At 42.9% G+C, this 17,912-nt stretch carries 15 protein-coding genes, 1 pseudogene and 1 riboswitch; of the genes and pseudogenes, 12 read left to right on the top strand and 4 right to left on the bottom strand.

Translation table 11 applies throughout. From position 1 onward, the window contains the following. Position 1: 1 nt before the first annotated feature. Complete coding sequence (locus ACQKL5_RS09480; protein ID WP_427608254.1) at positions 2-1,444, top strand: NAD(P)H-hydrate dehydratase; 1,443 nt, start codon at positions 2-4, stop codon at positions 1,442-1,444. A gap of 151 nt (positions 1,445-1,595) precedes the next feature. On the opposite strand, the gene ACQKL5_RS09475 is transcribed toward ACQKL5_RS09480, so the two are convergent. Beyond that, positions 1,596-3,641: a molybdopterin oxidoreductase family protein gene (locus ACQKL5_RS09475; RefSeq protein ID WP_427608253.1), complete on the bottom strand. Its 2,046-nt coding sequence runs from the start codon at positions 3,639-3,641 to the stop codon at positions 1,596-1,598. A 161-nt stretch (positions 3,642-3,802) separates the two neighbouring features. On the opposite strand from ACQKL5_RS09475, the gene putP reads away from it, so the two are divergent. The 4 genes from putP to megL all read left to right on the top strand — a co-directional run bounded on the left by putP (position 3,803) and on the right by megL (position 9,256). Next, entirely contained in the window at positions 3,803-5,287 is a 1,485-nt protein-coding gene (gene putP, locus ACQKL5_RS09470; RefSeq protein WP_427608252.1) for a sodium/proline symporter PutP, read from the top strand. 151 nt (positions 5,288-5,438) lie between these two features. Continuing rightward, positions 5,439-6,707 carry an ATP-binding protein gene (locus ACQKL5_RS09465; protein ID WP_427608250.1) on the top strand — a complete coding sequence of 423 codons (1,269 nt, stop codon included), beginning with the start codon at positions 5,439-5,441 and terminating at the stop codon, positions 6,705-6,707. A 50-nt stretch (positions 6,708-6,757) separates the two neighbouring features. Beyond that, positions 6,758-7,894: a DEAD/DEAH box helicase gene (locus ACQKL5_RS09460; RefSeq protein ID WP_427608248.1), complete on the top strand. Its 1,137-nt coding sequence runs from the start codon at positions 6,758-6,760 to the stop codon at positions 7,892-7,894. Between the two features lie 186 nt (positions 7,895-8,080). Then, entirely contained in the window at positions 8,081-9,256 is a 1,176-nt protein-coding gene (gene megL / locus ACQKL5_RS09455; RefSeq protein ID WP_427608247.1) for a methionine gamma-lyase, read from the top strand. A gap of 26 nt (positions 9,257-9,282) precedes the next feature. On the opposite strand, the gene ACQKL5_RS09450 is transcribed toward megL, so the two are convergent. Continuing rightward, positions 9,283-10,011: a tryptophan-rich sensory protein gene (locus ACQKL5_RS09450; protein ID WP_427608245.1), complete on the bottom strand. Its 729-nt coding sequence runs from the start codon at positions 10,009-10,011 to the stop codon at positions 9,283-9,285. 214 nt (positions 10,012-10,225) lie between these two features. Continuing rightward, a complete protein-coding gene (locus tag ACQKL5_RS09445) occupies positions 10,226-10,816 on the bottom strand; it encodes a GNAT family N-acetyltransferase (protein WP_427608243.1) in 591 nt (196 codons plus the stop codon). Positions 10,817-11,146: 330 nt separating this feature from the next. After that, positions 11,147-11,277, top strand: a riboswitch (FMN riboswitch). 152 nt (positions 11,278-11,429) lie between these two features. Between ACQKL5_RS09445 and ribE the strand changes: the two genes are divergently transcribed. The 3 genes and pseudogenes from ribE to ribH all read left to right on the top strand — a co-directional run bounded on the left by ribE (position 11,430) and on the right by ribH (position 13,227). Next, complete coding sequence (ribE, locus tag ACQKL5_RS09440) at positions 11,430-12,068, top strand: riboflavin synthase (protein WP_427608241.1); 639 nt, start codon at positions 11,430-11,432, stop codon at positions 12,066-12,068. 18 nt (positions 12,069-12,086) lie between these two features. Further along, a pseudogene (gene ribB, locus ACQKL5_RS09435) lies at positions 12,087-12,695 on the top strand (3,4-dihydroxy-2-butanone-4-phosphate synthase); the annotation flags it as partial. 61 nt (positions 12,696-12,756) lie between these two features. Next, positions 12,757-13,227 (top strand): 6,7-dimethyl-8-ribityllumazine synthase, encoded by a 471-nt coding sequence (gene ribH, locus ACQKL5_RS09430; RefSeq protein ID WP_427608239.1) that lies wholly within the window; start codon positions 12,757-12,759, stop codon positions 13,225-13,227. Positions 13,228-13,270: 43 nt separating this feature from the next. On the opposite strand, the gene ACQKL5_RS09425 is transcribed toward ribH, so the two are convergent. Then, entirely contained in the window at positions 13,271-13,576 is a 306-nt protein-coding gene (locus ACQKL5_RS09425; RefSeq protein WP_427608238.1) for a hypothetical protein, read from the bottom strand. Between the two features lie 248 nt (positions 13,577-13,824). On the opposite strand from ACQKL5_RS09425, the gene ACQKL5_RS09420 reads away from it, so the two are divergent. The 4 genes from ACQKL5_RS09420 to ACQKL5_RS09405 all read left to right on the top strand — a co-directional run bounded on the left by ACQKL5_RS09420 (position 13,825) and on the right by ACQKL5_RS09405 (position 17,894). Further along, positions 13,825-14,994 (top strand): DHH family phosphoesterase, encoded by a 1,170-nt coding sequence (locus ACQKL5_RS09420; protein ID WP_427608236.1) that lies wholly within the window; start codon positions 13,825-13,827, stop codon positions 14,992-14,994. 165 nt (positions 14,995-15,159) lie between these two features. Further along, positions 15,160-15,948, top strand: a complete 789-nt coding sequence (locus tag ACQKL5_RS09415) for an ABC transporter ATP-binding protein (RefSeq protein WP_427608234.1) — start codon at positions 15,160-15,162, stop codon at positions 15,946-15,948. 2 nt (positions 15,949-15,950) lie between these two features. Beyond that, positions 15,951-16,883, top strand: coding sequence for an ABC transporter substrate-binding protein (locus ACQKL5_RS09410; protein WP_427608232.1), 933 nt, complete (start codon positions 15,951-15,953; stop codon positions 16,881-16,883). A gap of 42 nt (positions 16,884-16,925) precedes the next feature. Then, positions 16,926-17,894, top strand: coding sequence for a FecCD family ABC transporter permease (locus ACQKL5_RS09405; RefSeq protein ID WP_427608486.1), 969 nt, complete (start codon positions 16,926-16,928; stop codon positions 17,892-17,894). Positions 17,895-17,912 lie beyond the last annotated feature (18 nt).

Below are 17,912 nucleotides of genomic sequence, written 5' to 3'. Positions count from 1 at the left end.
GGTGTTTGTTTTGTTTATCTACCGAGGAGAGGAAATAAAAACAATCGACCGAATGGCAGCGGATAAGGGTCTTGATACATTTACGTTGATGGAAAATGCGGGACGGGCTTTATTTGAGAGCGTCGTGAAACAAGTCAACAAGAGGCAGCGGATTCTGATTCTTGCGGGAAAAGGCAACAATGGCGGGGACGGAGTGGTTCTCGCCCGCTATTTAAAGCAACATGGATACACATGTGAACTTGCCATTCCATTAGGGAAACCTGTTTCCGAGACGGCAGAGCGTCATTATCACTATTACCTCGAGTGCGGATTTGAGGTAGCGGAAATCGGTGGGACATATGATGTGCTGATTGATGCACTCCTAGGGGTCGGAGCTAGGTTGCCATTACGGGATGGTATTGAAACTTTGATTGACTGGATGAATGAGCAGCAGGCTTTCCGGATTGCCGTCGATATCCCGACAGGCGTTTTGGCAGATGGTGGTGAGGTGGAAAAGGCAATAAGAGCGGACCAAACATGCATCCTTCATGGGTATAAACCATCGGCTATTTTGAATGGAAGTGAAGAATATTATGGTCAGATGGAAGTGCTTGATATCGGCTTACCCCAAACCTCCAATTGGCGGGTGTGGACCAAGGAGGATGTGGCCGCTAGTTTCCCGAGACGGAACGCTGCCTCACATAAGGGAACATTCGGGACGGGTCTGTTGATAGCCGGAACGGATGAAATGCCGGGAAGTGCCATGCTTGCTAGCCTGGCAGCAATGCGCAGCGGAATAGGTAAATTGACGGTGGCAACGACAAAATTCACTTCAGGCATCATCGCGGGTCGGGTGCCGGAATGCACTTTTTTACATGGTGGACTGGAAAAAGTGGCAGGTGGAGATATGCCTAAAGGGATGAAGAGCGTGGCAATCGGACCGGGATTGGATGATGAGGATATGATCGAACGGGCATTAAACGAATTATTGAAAAGTGACCTGCCGATCATCATCGATGCGGGTGCCCTTCAAAAACGCCGTTATCCTAAACGGGAAGCGATGACCATTTTGACGCCACATCCTGGTGAGTTCAGTAGAATGACGGGGATTCCAACGAAGGATATTCAGAAAGACCGCCTGCGCCTCGCTGTTGAATATGCCACCTCCAATAAAGTCACTGTTGTACTAAAAGGAAGAAATACGGTGATGGCATTTCCAGATGGTGATGTCTTGGTGAATGAGACTGGCAATGATGGACTTGCCAAGGGCGGGACAGGTGATACGTTAACAGGGTTGCTCCTGGCATTCACCTCGTACTTTGAAGATAAGAAAGCGGCCGTGGCCAATGCTGTTTACTGTCATGGGGCTAGCGCGGATCATTGGCGCGAAACAAGAGCCAAAGCTAGTCTGCTCGCAAGTGATGTAAGTGAAAACTTGTCCTATGTTTTGAAGGAATTCGAATAGGATTTTGCTGATATCTACTAAATTAAGAAAAACAGAGTACCGTTGAAAAGGTACTCTGTTTTTATGTGGGAAATGTCGAGTGAATGTAGCAAAAATCGAGCATATTTCCCGGGAAACGCGTAGATTGAAATTTTGTGGAGAACAAAATTCGTCATTCACAATACTTTTCTACATCGACACGTCCGGAAAAGAAGACGGCGCCATTGCCCATATCGGAGAGCCGATCTGGCGTGAGGGCATTGATGTGCTGCTTTTTCCCGGGTGTGCTCTGCCAAAGTCCTTGGCTAACCAGGACGCCTTCGAGGACATTATCACCAGGAACGGCTTTTAATACACATTCACCGCGTTCGTTCCAGATACGGACCATATCTCCGTCATTTATGCCTAATTTTAATGAATCTTCCTTATTCATATGCAGCTTGGGTTCTTTCTCCATTGAAATATGTTTCTCGTTATTCGAAAAAGTAGAGTTCAAAAAATTATGGTTCGGTGCCGGTATGAACAAGAATGGAAGGTCGCTGTCATTGATGATGGGCTTATAGGTTGGCAACGGTTCGTACCCATGCTGTATCATCCGTTCGGAATAGAGTTCAATTTTGCCGCTGGGTGTCGGCAGCTCCCCTGGGAAGAGCGGTCGCATGTCAGCTTTCACATATTGATGTTCGGATAAAGATTCATAGGTGATATTTTTTAGATATGGATTATCGGGAAAATCGAGTGCTTGTCGAATCATGTCTTCCTCTGATTCTTGAAAAGCTGGTTCCTCGAAGCCCATTTTGGCGGCTAACAGCTTGAATAATTCGACATTTGATTTGGATTCCCCATACTTCTCCATTACAGGCTTTTGAATTTGTACGTAATTGTGCCAGTAGGAAGCATAAAAGTCCTCTGTTTCATAGGATGAAGTGGCAGGGAGGACCAAATCGGCATACTGTGCCGTTTCTGTTAAGAATAAATCATGCACGACCGTGAATAGTCCTTCTTGCAGCAGGCCTTCCTTAACCTTGTTGGCATTGGGAGCGACAAGGGCTGGATTGGAGCTGTATACAAATAAGGAACGAATCGGATGTTCCTTTTCTAAAAGGGCTTGCCCGATTTGATTCATGTTAATGGTGCGAGTGGCCTTATTGCGCAAAAGATCCGGACGCTGCAAGGCATGGGAGTTAAAGGCCAAATAACCGGAGTTACCTTTCATGGCACCACCACCTTTGACAAGCCATTGACCGGTCAGAGCAGGAAGGCAGGCGATGGTCCTAACAGCCATGCCTCCGTTATCGTGATGTTGCAGGCCGTTGCCGATTCGTACGAAAGATGGTTTTGTCTGGCCGTACATCCGGGCTAATGTATAAAGGTCTTCAAGGGGAATGCCGGTAATCGTTGATACGGTTGCCGGGTCATATTGGCGGACATGCTCGCGTAATTCGTCAGAGCCCACGGTATAGGTGTCAAGGAACGGCTGGTCGACCAGGTTTTCAGCATATAAGATATGCATGATGCCAAGGGCCAGTGCACTATCTGTGCCGGGCAGGATGGGGATGAACCAGTCTGCCCACTTTCCGGTCTGATTTTTATGAACATCGATGACCACGACCTTGGCGCCATTTTTCCGGGCCTGCTGGGCAATCGTCACCTGGTGCATATTTGTGCTCACGGCATTAATGCCCCACATGATGAAAAGCTTTGTATCGATTGTTTCTTCCGGATCGATTCCGAACGAACCGCCCATCGTATATTGGTAGCCTACAGAGCCGGCTGCGTTACAAATGGAACGCTCCAGTTTGCTGGCGCCGAGTCTATGGAAGAACCGTCGATCCATGCCTTCTGCACTTAGGTTTCCCATGTTTCCATAAAAACTGTAGGGAAGGATGCATTCGGGACCATGCTGGTCAATCAAGGTCTTCCACTTTGAAGTGATCGTATCAATTGCTTCGTCCCAACTGATTGGGGCGAACTGGCCACTCCCTTTTGGACCGATTCGCTTCAATGGTTGCTGAAGCCGTTTCGGGTCATATAGACGGGCCGTCATGTTCCGGACTTTATTGCAAATGTTTCCTTTAGTTACCGGATGATTGGGATCTCCCTGGACTTTCACGATTTTTCCATCTTTTTTGTGTAGGAGTAAACCGCATTGGTCGGGGCAATCAAGTGAGCAAACGGATGGGAAGATCCCGTCCAGTTGTTGTGTATAAGGCTGCATGTTATCTTCTCCTTTTATTCTAGAATAGTAAGTTTGTCGCAATAGTCTATCAATTTAAGATTTTAATAGATGAGCTATTAGAAAGAACTACACTTATGTTTTTTTTTCTGATAAGCTTTACTTTAATATAATGGGCCTTCTCCATAAGGAAGGGCCAAGTAATGGGGGATGAATCTTTGGAATATGGAGCAATAGTATCAATTGTCATTTACATGGCCGGCATGCTGTTAATCGGTTATCTGGCATACCGTCGGACTGCTAACCTAACGGATTACATGCTGGGAGGAAGAAACTTAGGTCCCGCTGTGACGGCCTTAAGTGCTGGAGCTTCCGACATGAGTGGCTGGTTACTGATGGGCCTTCCTGGTGCCATGTACTTGAATGGCTTAAGTGCAGGTTGGATTGTCATCGGATTGTCAGTCGGCGCTTATCTTAACTGGTTATTCGTGGCCCCAAGACTTCGTACATATACGGAAATAGCAGATAATTCTATAACTATACCAGATTATCTGGGAAATCGTTTTAAAGATCATTCCCGAATTTTAAAAGTGGTATCAGCTTTAGTCATTTTAATCTTTTTTACCTTTTACACTTCTTCCGGTATGGTAGCTGGCGGGGAGCTTTTCCGGACGGCGTTTAACCTGGATTATCGATATGGAATCTGGCTGACGGCGAGTGTCGTCATTCTTTACACGTTATTCGGTGGTTTCCTTGCAGTAAGTTGGACGGATTTTGTGCAAGGAACAATCATGTTCATTGCCTTAATTTTAGTTCCTGTCGTCACAATTGTAAATATCGGCGGATGGACTCCTACATTTACTGAAATCAAAACAATCGATCCGACCCTTTTGCATGCGTTTGAAGGGATGTCGACGATAGGAATCATTTCTTTGCTGGCGTGGGGTCTAGGTTATTTTGGTCAGCCGCATATCATCGTTCGCTTCATGGCCATTTCATCCGTGAAGGAATTGAAGAGTGCCCGCCGAATTGGCATGGGCTGGATGGTTTTTGCCATTGTGGGTGCCATGTTCACCGGATTGGTCGGCATATCCTATTTCAGCAAAACAAATGCGCCTTTAGGGGAAGCGAATGCAGAGTCCGTGTTCGTCATCCTTTCGAAAGAGCTTTTCCCGTCTTTAATTACGGGGTTCTTACTGGCAGCGATTCTGTCCGCGGTCATGAGCACAATTGCTTCTCAACTATTGGTATCGGCGAGTGCCTTGACGGATGATTTCTATAAACAGTTCATTCGTCCGAATGCTTCCGATAAGGAATTAGTGTTGGTCGGTCGGTTGGGAGTATTATTGATATCCGTGATTGCCCTTGCTTTGGCGTTCAATCCGAGTGGTACGATTCTCAAGTTGGTGGGGTATGCCTGGGCAGGTTTTGGCTCGGCATTCGGACCTGTCATTTTACTTAGTCTTTTCTGGAGAAGAATGACAAAGTGGGGAGCGCTAGCAGGCATGATCGTCGGTACGGTAACCGTAATCGTATGGGAATCCATCGACAAGTTAGCGGAAATCTATGAAATCATTCCTGGATTTATCGCAGGTACACTTGCCGTCGTGATTTTCAGTCTTTTATCAGCCAAGCCTTCTAAAGAAATAGAGGAAGAGTTCACTCAGGCTGTAAAAAACCTATCATAATCGTTCAAGCTGTTGAAAGAAATGGTTGAATGGAGTTTAAACAGTAAAACATGATATAATAGCTGTAAAGTCCTTATGTGCATAACATAAGGACTTTTTTTTGAGTGAGTTGGGAATACTATTTTTAAAAATCTACTATAAAGGATAAACAATGAACCATTCACATAAAGTTGCAGGTAAAATAGCTATTATTTATATGATTACTGGGGCAATATGGATTTTTGTTACGGATTATATTTCAATGAGCCAAGCAAAAGAGAATGTTCAGACCTATGCGATGTTCCAGCATTCAAAAGGGTGGGTCTACATCTTGATAACCGGGGTTATTTTATATCTCATCACCCGGTACTGGACAGGGAAAATGCTGGATTCACAAAGGGAATACAATTTGAAGGATGAGCAATATCAGTCCTTGTTTAAGCATAATCCTGATAGTGTTTTCGAATTGGATCTTGAAGGACGAATCGTGTCGATTAATCCTAAAGCTGAAACATTACTAGGGGCTCAAAGTGAGGCATTAAAAGGAAAGCATGTCGAGCATCTCATACATGTGAATGAAAGGGAAAGAGGATATTTCGCAAAGTCACTTGAAGGAGAAGCGGTCAAGTTTGAAATGAACATTCAGAATGTGATGGATGAAGAGCGAATCATGCGTGTAACGTTTTTACCGATCATCGTACATAAAGAGCTGCTTGGAATTTATGCCATCTTTCGGGATATCACCGATTTACGACGTGAGGAAGAATTGATGCTCATGTCTGAAAAGCTGTCCGTTATTGGGCATCTCTCGGCAGCCGTCGCCCATGAGATAAGAAATCCACTGACATCATTAAAAGGGTTTGTGCAATTAATGGACATGACTAAAGAAGTGAATCCATTGCACACGGATATCATGTTGAAGGAAATCGATCGCATCCATATCATTTCGAGTGAGTTGCTTGTCCTAGGGAAGAAACAGGATGTCATCTTCCATATGGTTGATCTTGGGGAATGCCTGAAGGAAGTATATACGCTCATGAAAGCTGAATCTAATCTAAATAATATTGAAATGAATATAGAATTGAAAGAGTCCGACCCGGTTTCGGTCATGGCCGATACTATGGAGCTGAAACAGCTATTCATTAATATCATCCAGAATAGCATTGAGGCGGTTAGTGAGAATGGTAAAATTGATATATCCTTACAAATCATCGAGGAGCATGCTATGGTCATGGTGAGGGATAATGGAATCGGGATGGAGCCAGAGCGCCTGGAGCGTATCGGTGAACCTTTTTATTCATTAAAAGAAAAGGGAACGGGAATCGGGCTTACCATCTGTCAGAAGATCATTCACCGGCTAAAAGGTGAGATGCGCTTTGAAAGTGAAAAACATAAAGGGACAAGCGTGACAATTAGGATTCCATTGGCTACTACCCTATAACAAATGGTACTATAAAGAATATGAAAAGTTTTTTTATAAAGGAGAACGATATGAGCGAATTACCAGTATTAGTGAAAGATAGAAAGCCATTTATCCAGGAGGTCTGGAAAAAGTCAGGCTTTGCACAACTTACCCCTGTTCAAACGAAAACGATCCCTGTCATTGCACAAGGAAAAGACATCATGGCCGAATCTCCAACGGGAACGGGAAAAACACTTGCTTATTTACTGCCATTGCTTGAAAAAATAGATCCTGACAAAAAATCTCCCCAAGCCCTGATCTTGGCGTCATCACGTGAATTGGTGATGCAAATCAATGAAGAAGTTCGGATTTGGTCAGAAGGAAGTGGCATTTCCGGCGCCGCATTCATCGGTGGTGCCAATGTGAAACGTCAGTTGGATAAATTGAAGAAGCATCCACAGGTCATTGCGGGAACCCCGGGCCGTGTTTATGAATTGATTGCCCAAAAGAAATTGAAGATGCATGAAGTGAAAACGATCGTACTCGACGAAGGTGATCAATTGATCATTCCTGAGCATATGCAAACGATTAACAATATTATCAAGACAACGCTTAAGGATCGCCAAATCATGGTCTTCTCAGCGACTCTTCCTGAAGAAACGGAAAAAGTGGCTCGTGGATTCATGAATGATCCTGAATTGATCAAGGTCGATAAAAGTGAGAAAATGGAGTCGAAGGTCGATCATCTTTATTTTGTAGTCGAAAGACGGGAAAAGTCCAAGATACTAGAGAAAATCACAAGACTGAAAGATGTGAAGGCTTTGGCCTTTTTAAACGATATTGCCGAGCTTAGCGTGTTACATGAAAAGTTAAGTTATAAAGGCATTGAAATGGGAGTTCTTCACGGTGAATCGAATAAAGTCGATCGTGAAAAAGCGCTGCGTAAGCTTCGTTCTGGTAAATCACCAATGTTGATCGCAACCGATGTGGCGGCGCGCGGACTTGATATCAAAGGACTGACGGCTGTTGTTCATATTGATATGGCTGAAAACATCGATCAATACATTCATCGTTCTGGCAGAACGGGACGTGCCGGTGCGGATGGTACAGTCATCTCGATCGTAACGGAACGGGAAGAGCGTGAGTTGAAGAAAATGGCTCGCGAACTTGAAATCCCTTTAACGAAAGTCAATTTCTATGGTGGAAACATTGTAGTAGAAGAATAGGCAGGAAGAATAGAGATGGCCATGAGGGCTGTCTCTTTTTTAAATGAATGATTTACTCTTTTGAGATAGAATTAGTGAACTGATAAACTAGTATTTCAGATGGACCATCACTCGCATTGAAAACGCTTCCAAAAAGTGAATTTTTAACATATGATAGATATAGCTATTAGATAGGGGGAGTTTAGATTGGGAGAGAAATATAAGCATATTGAAACCGCTGTGATTCATGAAGGGTATGATTCAAAGGAGCATTTGGGAAGCTTGACCACACCATTGTTTCAAACTTCAACGTTTACGTTCGATACGGCCGAACAAGGAGAAAACCGGTTTGCAGGGTTAGAAGACGGATATATTTACTCGCGGCTTGGAAATCCTACGGTCCGGGTACTTGAAGAGAAGATTGCTGCCTTGGAAGGTGGGGAAGCGGGGCTTGCCTTTAGTTCAGGAATGGCTGCGGTTTCGGCGGTTCTTTTTGCTTTGACCAAAGCGGATGACCATATCCTTTGTTCGAAAGGGTTATATGGTTGCACCTTTGGGCTCCTTCAGCTGATGGAAGAAAAATACCGGATCACCCATGATTTTTGTGAGATGGAGACAGAGGAACAGGTAAGGGGCATGATCCGTCCTAATACGACCTGTATTTACGTGGAGACGCCGATTAATCCAACAATGAAAATGATTGATTTGGCAATGGTCATGAAAGTTGCGAAGGAGTATGGTGTGCCTGTCGTGGTCGATAATACGTTTTCGACTCCATACTTACAGCGGCCGCTGGAATTTGGCTGTGATATCGTCCTTCATAGTGCGACGAAGTACCTCTGTGGGCATGGTGATATTGTGGCAGGCCTTATTGTCGGGAAAAGGGATTTTATTAATCAAGTGGCTATGACGACCCAGAAGGATATTGGAGGAGTTATTTCACCGTTTGATGCATGGCTGTTACTGCGGGGCTTGAAGACATTGCCAATCAGGATGGATCGCCACACAGCCAATGCAACGGAAATCTTTCGCATGTTGAAAGAGCACCCAAGGGTTAAAGCCGTCTATTATCCAGGAGACGTTGAATCACAGGATTATCGCATTACGGAAAAACAGATGAAATCCGGTGGAGGCATGATTTCCTTCGAAATCGAAGGGACAAAACAGGATGCCCAAAAATTCCTGAATAACTTGAAACTAATCAAAATTGCCGTCAGCCTTGGAGATGCTGAAACCTTGATCCAGCACCCCGCGACGATGACACACTCGGCCATCCCAAAAGAATCCAGAGAGCTTATGGGCATCAACGACCAGCTCATAAGACTCTCCGTCGGCCTAGAATCCTGGCATGACATCTGGACTGACCTTGAACAGGCATTTTAGGGGTCTGACCCCTTTTATTTCCGAAATTATTTCCCACGGTTCTTGATGAGGACGGTGATGGATAGGATCAGGATGATGCCGGCCAGGATATAGGATGTCGTGGTGATTGTCGGGTGGGGCGTGCTGTTCCTGACGCCGATTCCGATGATGGCCCAGACGAAGACGAGTGGGTAGCACCAGTCTTTATTTTTGATGGCAAATAGAAAGGCCAGGGCTGTGGCTACCAGTAACAGAATAATCGTCCATGTTACGTCGGAGATCCCGAACCCATCCCAGCCGATATGGGTCAGATAGTAGGAAATATTCGCGATGGTTGCAACACTTACCCACCCTAAGTAGATGGAAAAGGGCATGAGGTCGAAAAAAGTATGATCTGCTTTTTTTATGTTTGTGTAAATGACAATCAAGGTCAGCAAAAGTGTAATGATGATAAGGACGGACAGCAGGAAGTATTCGTAATGCCAAGCCAATAGCCAGGCTGCATTGAATACACAACTTAAAGCGAACCATGGGAATGAGACCATATAAACGGGGCTTTTTCGGTACTTACCCATGAATTGTCTAAATACCCAAAGCGCAAGAAGTAAATAAATAAAGCCCCAAATCGAGAATACATAACCGGCTGGGGTGAAAAGGACATCCAGTTTATCGGATATTTCCCCTGATGTTTGGCCGTTAAAGGGAAGGTAGTTAGCAAGGAAATTCATCGTGACGACAAAAAGATAAAAAACAAGGTTAATAAGTACAATAAGCATGTGTCTTCCTCCTTTGATAGTAATTGGGACATATTATCTTATTCCTCATATATTGCAGAGATAACCTTTTTTAGCACATCGGAAGGAAGAAACTTATCACTGGAGAAAAGTAGGGTATGGAAAATCTGTAAAAAAAGTACATATGTATCTAGAAAAAGGGCCTTGCTACTAGTGGTAGCAAGGCCCTTTAGAGGTAGTTAATGAATCAGTGAAATTAGGATTCGGCGCTAACAACCGCTTCATCCTTATTGTCTCGGGTCAAGTATTCTTCTTTTAGTATGGAATAATAGGCGCTGTCAAATAATGTACCCTTCGTCATGTGGCTTTTACGGTGAATTCCTTCACACTTCATACCTAAGCGATCCAAGACTTTCCCGGAGGCGGCATTTATCACATCGCATTCAGCAAATACTCGTTCCAAATCCAGTACATTGAAAGCTAATTCCAGTATTAATCTTCCTGCTTCTGTCATATAGCCTTTACCCCAGAAATTCCGGTTTAATGTATAGCCCAGTTCTCCACATTTGTTCGATTCATGTATTCTGAATTCGATAGCCCCAATCATCTTGTTGCTTTCTTTTAATACGATTGCATATTTGCCGAGGGGCTCTTCCAAGAAATAGTTTGCTATGAAATTCTTAGTTCGGTTCAAATCTTTATGCGGGTCATAAAGATAACGGGTAGTCTCTTCATCAGATGTATATTCATACATATCTTCAGCATCATCAAGCGAAACCGGACGTAATACGATACGCTCACTTTCCATATGACCGTGCTGAACCATTAAAAGGTTTGTGTTTGCCATGTCAATCCCTCTTTTATTCTCAATTTTCTAAATTATAACACAAAAAATTTCTGCTCAGAATACCATTCTTTTCGTTTAAGGCAAGGTAAGGGCTGATTAACCCTTCTTTTTAGAGGTGTGTTATAAAAGGATAAAAGAAATGATTTGTAAAAGTTTTGATAGTCCCTGACGATATTTGAATTCAATCTTACTAAACATCTAATGGTAATTTTGTATAGTAAACTCGCTATTATCCTGTACTATTTGCTTGCAACTATAGGTTCATTTTAGGATAGTTGTTTTACATCCTTGCATTAGGGTGTTAAAATAAATGAAGATTCATACTATTAGTTAGTCCTTCGGGGTCGGGTGAAAATCCCAACCGGCGGTGATGAAGTAATTCTAAGCCCGCGAGCCTGATAAAGGCAGGATTTGGTGAGATTCCAAAGCCGACAGTACAGTCTGGATGGGAGAAGGACGTGTGAAATCCAAGTGTATGCTATACGTACGCCTATTTTTTCAAAATGTTGAAATAATGGGTTTATTAGGTATACAATTTTTTCACTCAATTCTCCTGTTAACTCCTTAGGTCATCCTAAGGGGTTTTTTATATGTTTATAAAAGGGGGAAAACTATGTTTACTGGAATCATCGAGGAAATCGGCACTGTTCATTCCATAAACAAAGGAATAAGCAGTATGCAACTGTCCGTTCAATCCAAGAAAGTCCTTGAAGATGTTCACAATGGAGACAGCATATCCGTGAATGGAGTCTGTTTGACGGTGACATCCTTCACAAAAAGCTTGTTTACGGTTGATGTGATGCCGGAAACGGTGAAAGCGTCATCGATACGGACATTAAAGCCTGGTTCAGAGGTGAATCTTGAACGGGCGATGAGTGCTCAGGGACGTTTCGGAGGACATTTCGTTTCAGGTCATATCGATGGAACGGGCACGATTTTGAAAAAAGTACAAAAAGAAAATGCAGTGTATTACGTGATTTCATTGGAAGAAGGGCTCAGTACATACTGCATTCCAAAGGGATCTGTCGCCATTGATGGAACAAGCTTGACGATATTCGGCATTGAGGGAAATCAGTTGACTGTATCACTCATTCCCTTGACCCATCAGGACACCATATTGGGTAGAAAGGCGCCAGGCGATATCGTGAACATTGAAAACGACATGTTAGGGAAATACATTATACATCAAATGAAAAGAACTGAATCAAAACCAGGTCTGGACTTAGCGTTTTTGTCTGAACATGGATTCTAATAAGGGGCGGTGTGAAGGATGTTCCATACAATTGAAGAAGCGATTGAAGATCTGAAGGCTGGGAAAGTAGTCATTATTTCCGATGATGAAGACCGCGAAAATGAAGGTGATTTCGTGGTGCTTGCAGAAAAAGCGACACCAGAAGCCATCAATTTTATGGCCACACATGGCCGTGGTTTGATTTGTACGACCATTACCGAACAATTGGCGGAAAAATTGAACTTGCACCCCATGGTCAGAGATAACACCGACCATCATGGGACGGCATTCACCGTCAGTGTGGATCACAAAAGCGCATCTACAGGAATCAGTGCGTTCGAACGTTCGCTGACCATTCTGGAGCTTTTGAAGGAAGATTCGGTGGCCGAGGACTTTCAACGTCCTGGTCATACTTTCCCGCTAATAGCGAAAGCAGGGGGTGTACTGAACCGGACCGGACATACGGAAGCATCAGTGGACTTGGCCAAGTTATGTGGGGCTGCTCCTGCAGGCGTCATTTGCGAAATCATGAATGAAGACGGAAGCATGGCACGTGTACCCGACCTTAAAAAGATTGCTGAAAAATTCGGCCTTTCATTCATTACGATCGCCGACTTGGTACAGTACCGTAAACAAAAGGAATCATTGCAAGAACAAATATACATTCAAAACGCGTAACATCCATTTATAAACTGAGGAGGAAATAGACATGGGGAAAATTATCGAAGCACAATTAATCGGATCAGGACTGAAAGTGGGAATCGTGGTCGGTAGATTCAATGAGTTCATTACAAGCAAGCTATTAGGTGGGGCACTGGATGGCCTTAAACGTCACGGTGTGGACGAAGATGACATCGACATCGCTTGGGTGCCAGGAGCTTTCGAATTGCCGCTCATTGCCAAAAAACTGGTGAACACAGGTAAATACGATGCAGTGATTGGGCTAGGGACGGTCATAAGAGGTTCCACTACGCATTATGATTATGTCTGCAATGAAGCAGCGAAAGGAATGGCTTCCGTTGCCTTGGATACAGGTGTTCCGGTCATTTTCGGCTTATTGACGACTGAAAACATCGAACAGGCCATTGAACGCGCCGGTACAAAATCAGGTAACAAAGGGTACGAAGCTGCCGTTAGTGCCATAGAAATGGCGAACTTGGGAAAATTGATTGAACAGTAAAAGACCAACAGGCCCCAGATAGGAATTCTATCTGGGGCTTGTTTTATTTTTCTGAGACTGTCAGCTTTTTCATGTGATCGGCCGATGTCGAACATGTCTCCAAAGAGATGGAAGAAACACACTCCAGGTCATGTAACAATCGATCTACCTTCAACAAAAGCCTTATGAATAACAGGCTCAGGGATAAAGGGCTGTTTGATTGAATGAGGATTGCCGTAAATAAAAGACTGATTGTAATGCCAAAAATATAGGAAACAACGAGCGGCCATCTCTCCTGCTTAATCAAAATGGCCACTAAAATGGTAGGGATAATACTGTTGAAAGAAAATATGAGTCCTCCAGCAATCATGAAGTATGTGTAGACAAGGTTGGCCGAGTGTCTTGAGTTAATAATTTTTCTCGTTACCTAAATTGGGTTGTTAATAGTAAGAAATAAGAAAAATAATAAAGATACACGGATTTTTTTTGCGTTCTAAGGGGTTTTGGCTGGAACCATGTTAAAATAGTCGGATGTGATTATGCTACAATTGTAAAGATTGCAATTGAAAATCATTTCTTAGGGAAAAGTAAATATATCAGTTTTTAGGAGGGGTTTATGTGTACTATCTTTTTACACATAATGATTTAGACGGTGTCGGCTGCGGAATTGTAGCGAAGCTTGCATTCGGGGAAGACGTGGTTGTCAGTTACAATTCCATCGGCCGCCTTAATCAGAATGTAGAAGCATATCTTGAACAGGCAAAAATCGAAGATACATTGATCGTTACCGATCTTTCGGTAAATGAAGATAATGAAAAGTTGATTACACAATTCGTTGAAGATGGAGGTCACGCGCTTTTAATCGACCATCATAAATCGGCTTTGCATCTGAATGAACATGACTGGGCATCGGTTACGGTGGAACAGGAAGACGGGAAACAAACGGCTGCAACGTCTTTATTCTATCAATATGCCATAGATCAAAAGTGGTTGGAACCATCACAAATCTTTGCTGAATTCGTCGAGTTGGTCCGTCAATATGATACCTGGGAGTGGCAGGCTAATAATAATTTAACGGCAAAACGGTTGAATGACCTATTCTTCATGATCCCGATTGAAGAATTTGAAACGAAAATCGCACATAAGCTATCAACTGCTGACACCTTCACGTTTGATGAAGTCGAACAGACTCTACTGGGTGTGGAAGAAAGTCGAGTGGATCGGTACATAAATAGGAAAAAAAGAGAAGTGTATCAGACTACGGTCGGTCCACATACGCTTGGAGTGGTCCATGCCGAGTCCTATCATTCGGAATTGGGTAATGAACTATCAAAAGAGTTTTCTCATCTGGATTATATTGCCATCCTTATGGTTGGAAGCAAAAGAATCAGTTTCCGGACGATCCATGACGACATCGACGTTGCGGAAGTTGCAGGGAAATATGATGGCGGCGGCCATCAAAAAGCGGCTGGCTGCACGATGTCCGAAAAAGCATACAGCCAATTCGTCGAGAAGACCTTCTTCTCTGAACCAATTAAGCGCGATGCTCATAAAAACCAATTGAATGTTAAGAATTCACCAGATGGTTGCTTGTATTCGACCAGAGATAAGCAGGATATCTTCATTTATGAGAATGATGAAGAAGAAGAGTGGAACATCGAAGTGAATGGTAAAGAAGTCAAGAAATCATTCGATACTTTCGAGGAAGCTGAAAAATACATGAAGCGTAAATACGCAGCATGGCTTGCTAACGATGATAGGTACGAAGAGTTCGTTAATAGAGGGTAATGAAATGGGGCTGTCCAAATACTGGACGGCTTTTTTACCCATACATTTATAGGGGCCTTTTTGCCTAAAAATGCTTGACAAAAGTTTCTAAATGCAGAATAATCTTATTGTTAAGCTAATGATAACGATTATCAATTTCAACGTGAAAGGGGAGATAACCAATACATGAGGATGAACGTTAGTAACGTTGAAGTTGGTTACGATAAAAAAGTAATCGTAAACGGCCTGACGATAGACATTCCCGATGGTAAAATCACGACCATTATAGGATCGAATGGATGTGGAAAGTCCACATTATTAAAGGCCTTAACAAGAATCATTCCTTATCAAAAAGGCCAGGTCTTTCTTGATGGAGCTGAGATACAAAAGAAAAATACAAAAGAGTTGGCAAGGGAACTTGCCATATTGCCTCAAACGCAGGATAGTGCTGTAGGGCTGTTGGTGGAGGAACTGGTTTCCTATGGACGTTTTCCTTACCAATCAGGCTTTGGAAGCTTAAAGAAAGAAGATAAAGAAATCATCGATTGGGCCATGAAGTCCACCAATACCTATGAGTTCAGGCACAACTCCGTAGATGAACTTTCCGGAGGTCAAAAACAACGGGTTTGGATTGCTTTGGCACTTGCACAAAATACAGACATCATTTTTTTAGATGAGCCTACAACCTATTTGGACATGGCACATCAACTCGAAGTATTAGAACTTTTGCAACGTTTAAATGAGAAAGAGAATCGAACCATCGTTATGGTTTTACATGATTTGAATCATGCTGCTCGATTTTCTCATTTTATGATTGCGCTTGAGAGCGGGACTTTAATAAAGGCCGGCACACCAGAAGAGGTGATGATACCAGAGGTTTTGAAAAAGGTGTTCAAGATTGACGCAGAAATCAGTAAGGACCCTCGTACCAATAAACCAGTGTGCATTACATATGATCTAATAAAAGGAGAATGAACATGAGAAAATGGCTTTTATTTATAGTTGCTGCTTTAATGGTTATTTTATCGGCTTGTGGAAATGATGATACGAAGACTAAAGAAACATCTGATGGTAAGGATGATACAAAAAAATCGGGTACGATTAGTTACAAATCGGAAAATGGCACAGTGAAAGTCCCTGCTGATCCAAAACGTGTTGTCGTCTTATCATTGTTTGTTGGAGATTTAATGGAAATGGACGTTAATGTAGTAGGGATGGATTCTTGGTCAAAGGACAATCCGGATTTCGCAAAAAAATATCCCGATGCTGAAGTTGTCGCAAGTACGGATTATGAGAAAATCATTGAACTTGATCCAGATTTAATTATCGGTTCGAATGATGTGGAAGACGTTAAGAAATTACAAGAAATCGCGCCGACGGTCATCTTCACATACGGTGCTTTGAATTATATCGACCAACGTATCGAAGTCGGTAAAGTGATCAATAAAGAAAAGGAAATGAATGCTTGGGTAAAAGATTTCCAAGCGCGGTCAAAAGTTGTGGGAGACAAGATCAAAGCTAAGATCGGGGAAGATGCTACGATTACGGTTGCTGGTAACTCTGATAAACAAATCTACTTATTCGGGGATAGCTGGGGCCGTGGAACGGAAATCCTGTACCAAGAAATGGGATTGAATATGCCAAAGGCTGTTAAGGATGTAGCCATTGAGCCAGGATACTTTGGCATTTCCGAAGAGGTATTAGGTGATTATGTTGGGGATTACTTAGTTCTTAATCTAGTGAAAAAAGGACAAGATACTTCATTTATGGACTCAACTTGGTATAACAATATACCAGCGGTTAAAGATAAAAAAGTGTTTTATGCGGAAGGTTCTGCATTCTATTTCGCAGATGCCCATTCTTTCGACAAACAACTAGATTTCTTCGAAAAATCTTTTTTAGGTAAATAAGGGGAGATTTAGATGAAGGTCTCCTATTCTTTTATAAGTAAGATGGTTATATCGATCATTATATTATTGGTGGTCATGATTATGTCTTTAGGATATGGTGCAGCAAATACGAGTTTCCAAGATTTATATGAAGCTATCATCGGACAAAGTGGGGGACCCTATTATGATGTCTTAAGGGAAATACGTCTCCCACGTGTCATCGCAGCCTTTTTTGTAGGTGCTGCTTTAGCGGTTGCCGGTGCGATCATGCAAGGGATGACAAGAAATCCACTTGCGGATCCAGGTTTATTAGGCTTAACATCAGGTGCCAATTTAGCTCTATCACTTGTTCTGGCCTTTATCCCTGGAATCACCTTCTTAATGCTCATGTTCAGTTCTTTTATAGGGGCAATGGTCGGCATGCTACTTGTATTTGGAATAGGTATAACGTCGAGAAACGGTTTTTCTCCCCTGAAGCTTGTATTGGCAGGGGCGGCCGTTTCTCTGTTTTTACAAGCCATTTCAAGTGGTGTAGCGATTCTTTTTAATGTATCCAAGAACGTTAGTACGTGGACGGCTGGTGGATTGATCAGCACAACCTGGGATGCTTTGATCATTGTTCCCTTCATTATCTTTGGTTTGGTGTTAGCGGTTGTTTATAGCAAACCGTTAACCGTCCTCAGTTTAAACGAAGAAGTAGCGAAAGGACTCGGCCAAAAAACGAAGAAAATCAAAGTCATTCTGATGTTCGTCGTCATTGTTTTGGCCGGGACGGCAGTAGCCCTAATAGGGAACTTATCCTTTGTAGGCTTATTTATCCCCCATATCGTCCGGAAAATCGTTGGTGCCGATTATCGTATGATTATCCCGATGTCCATTATCATTGGGGGGGCCTTTATGGTATTCACAGACTTCATTAGTAGAATCATCATTGCTCCATTGGAATTACCGATCGTTGCATTGGTATCCGTCATTGGTTTTCTATTCTTCTTGGTTTTAGTGAAGAAAGGAGGTCGTACTTTCTTTGCGTAAAAAAAATAAAATACGTTT

Source organism: Peribacillus sp. NPDC097675, from assembly GCF_050277655.1.
Lineage (GTDB): Bacteria > Bacillota > Bacilli > Bacillales > DSM-1321 > Peribacillus.
This window is presented reverse-complemented; position numbering and strand designations above follow the sequence as displayed.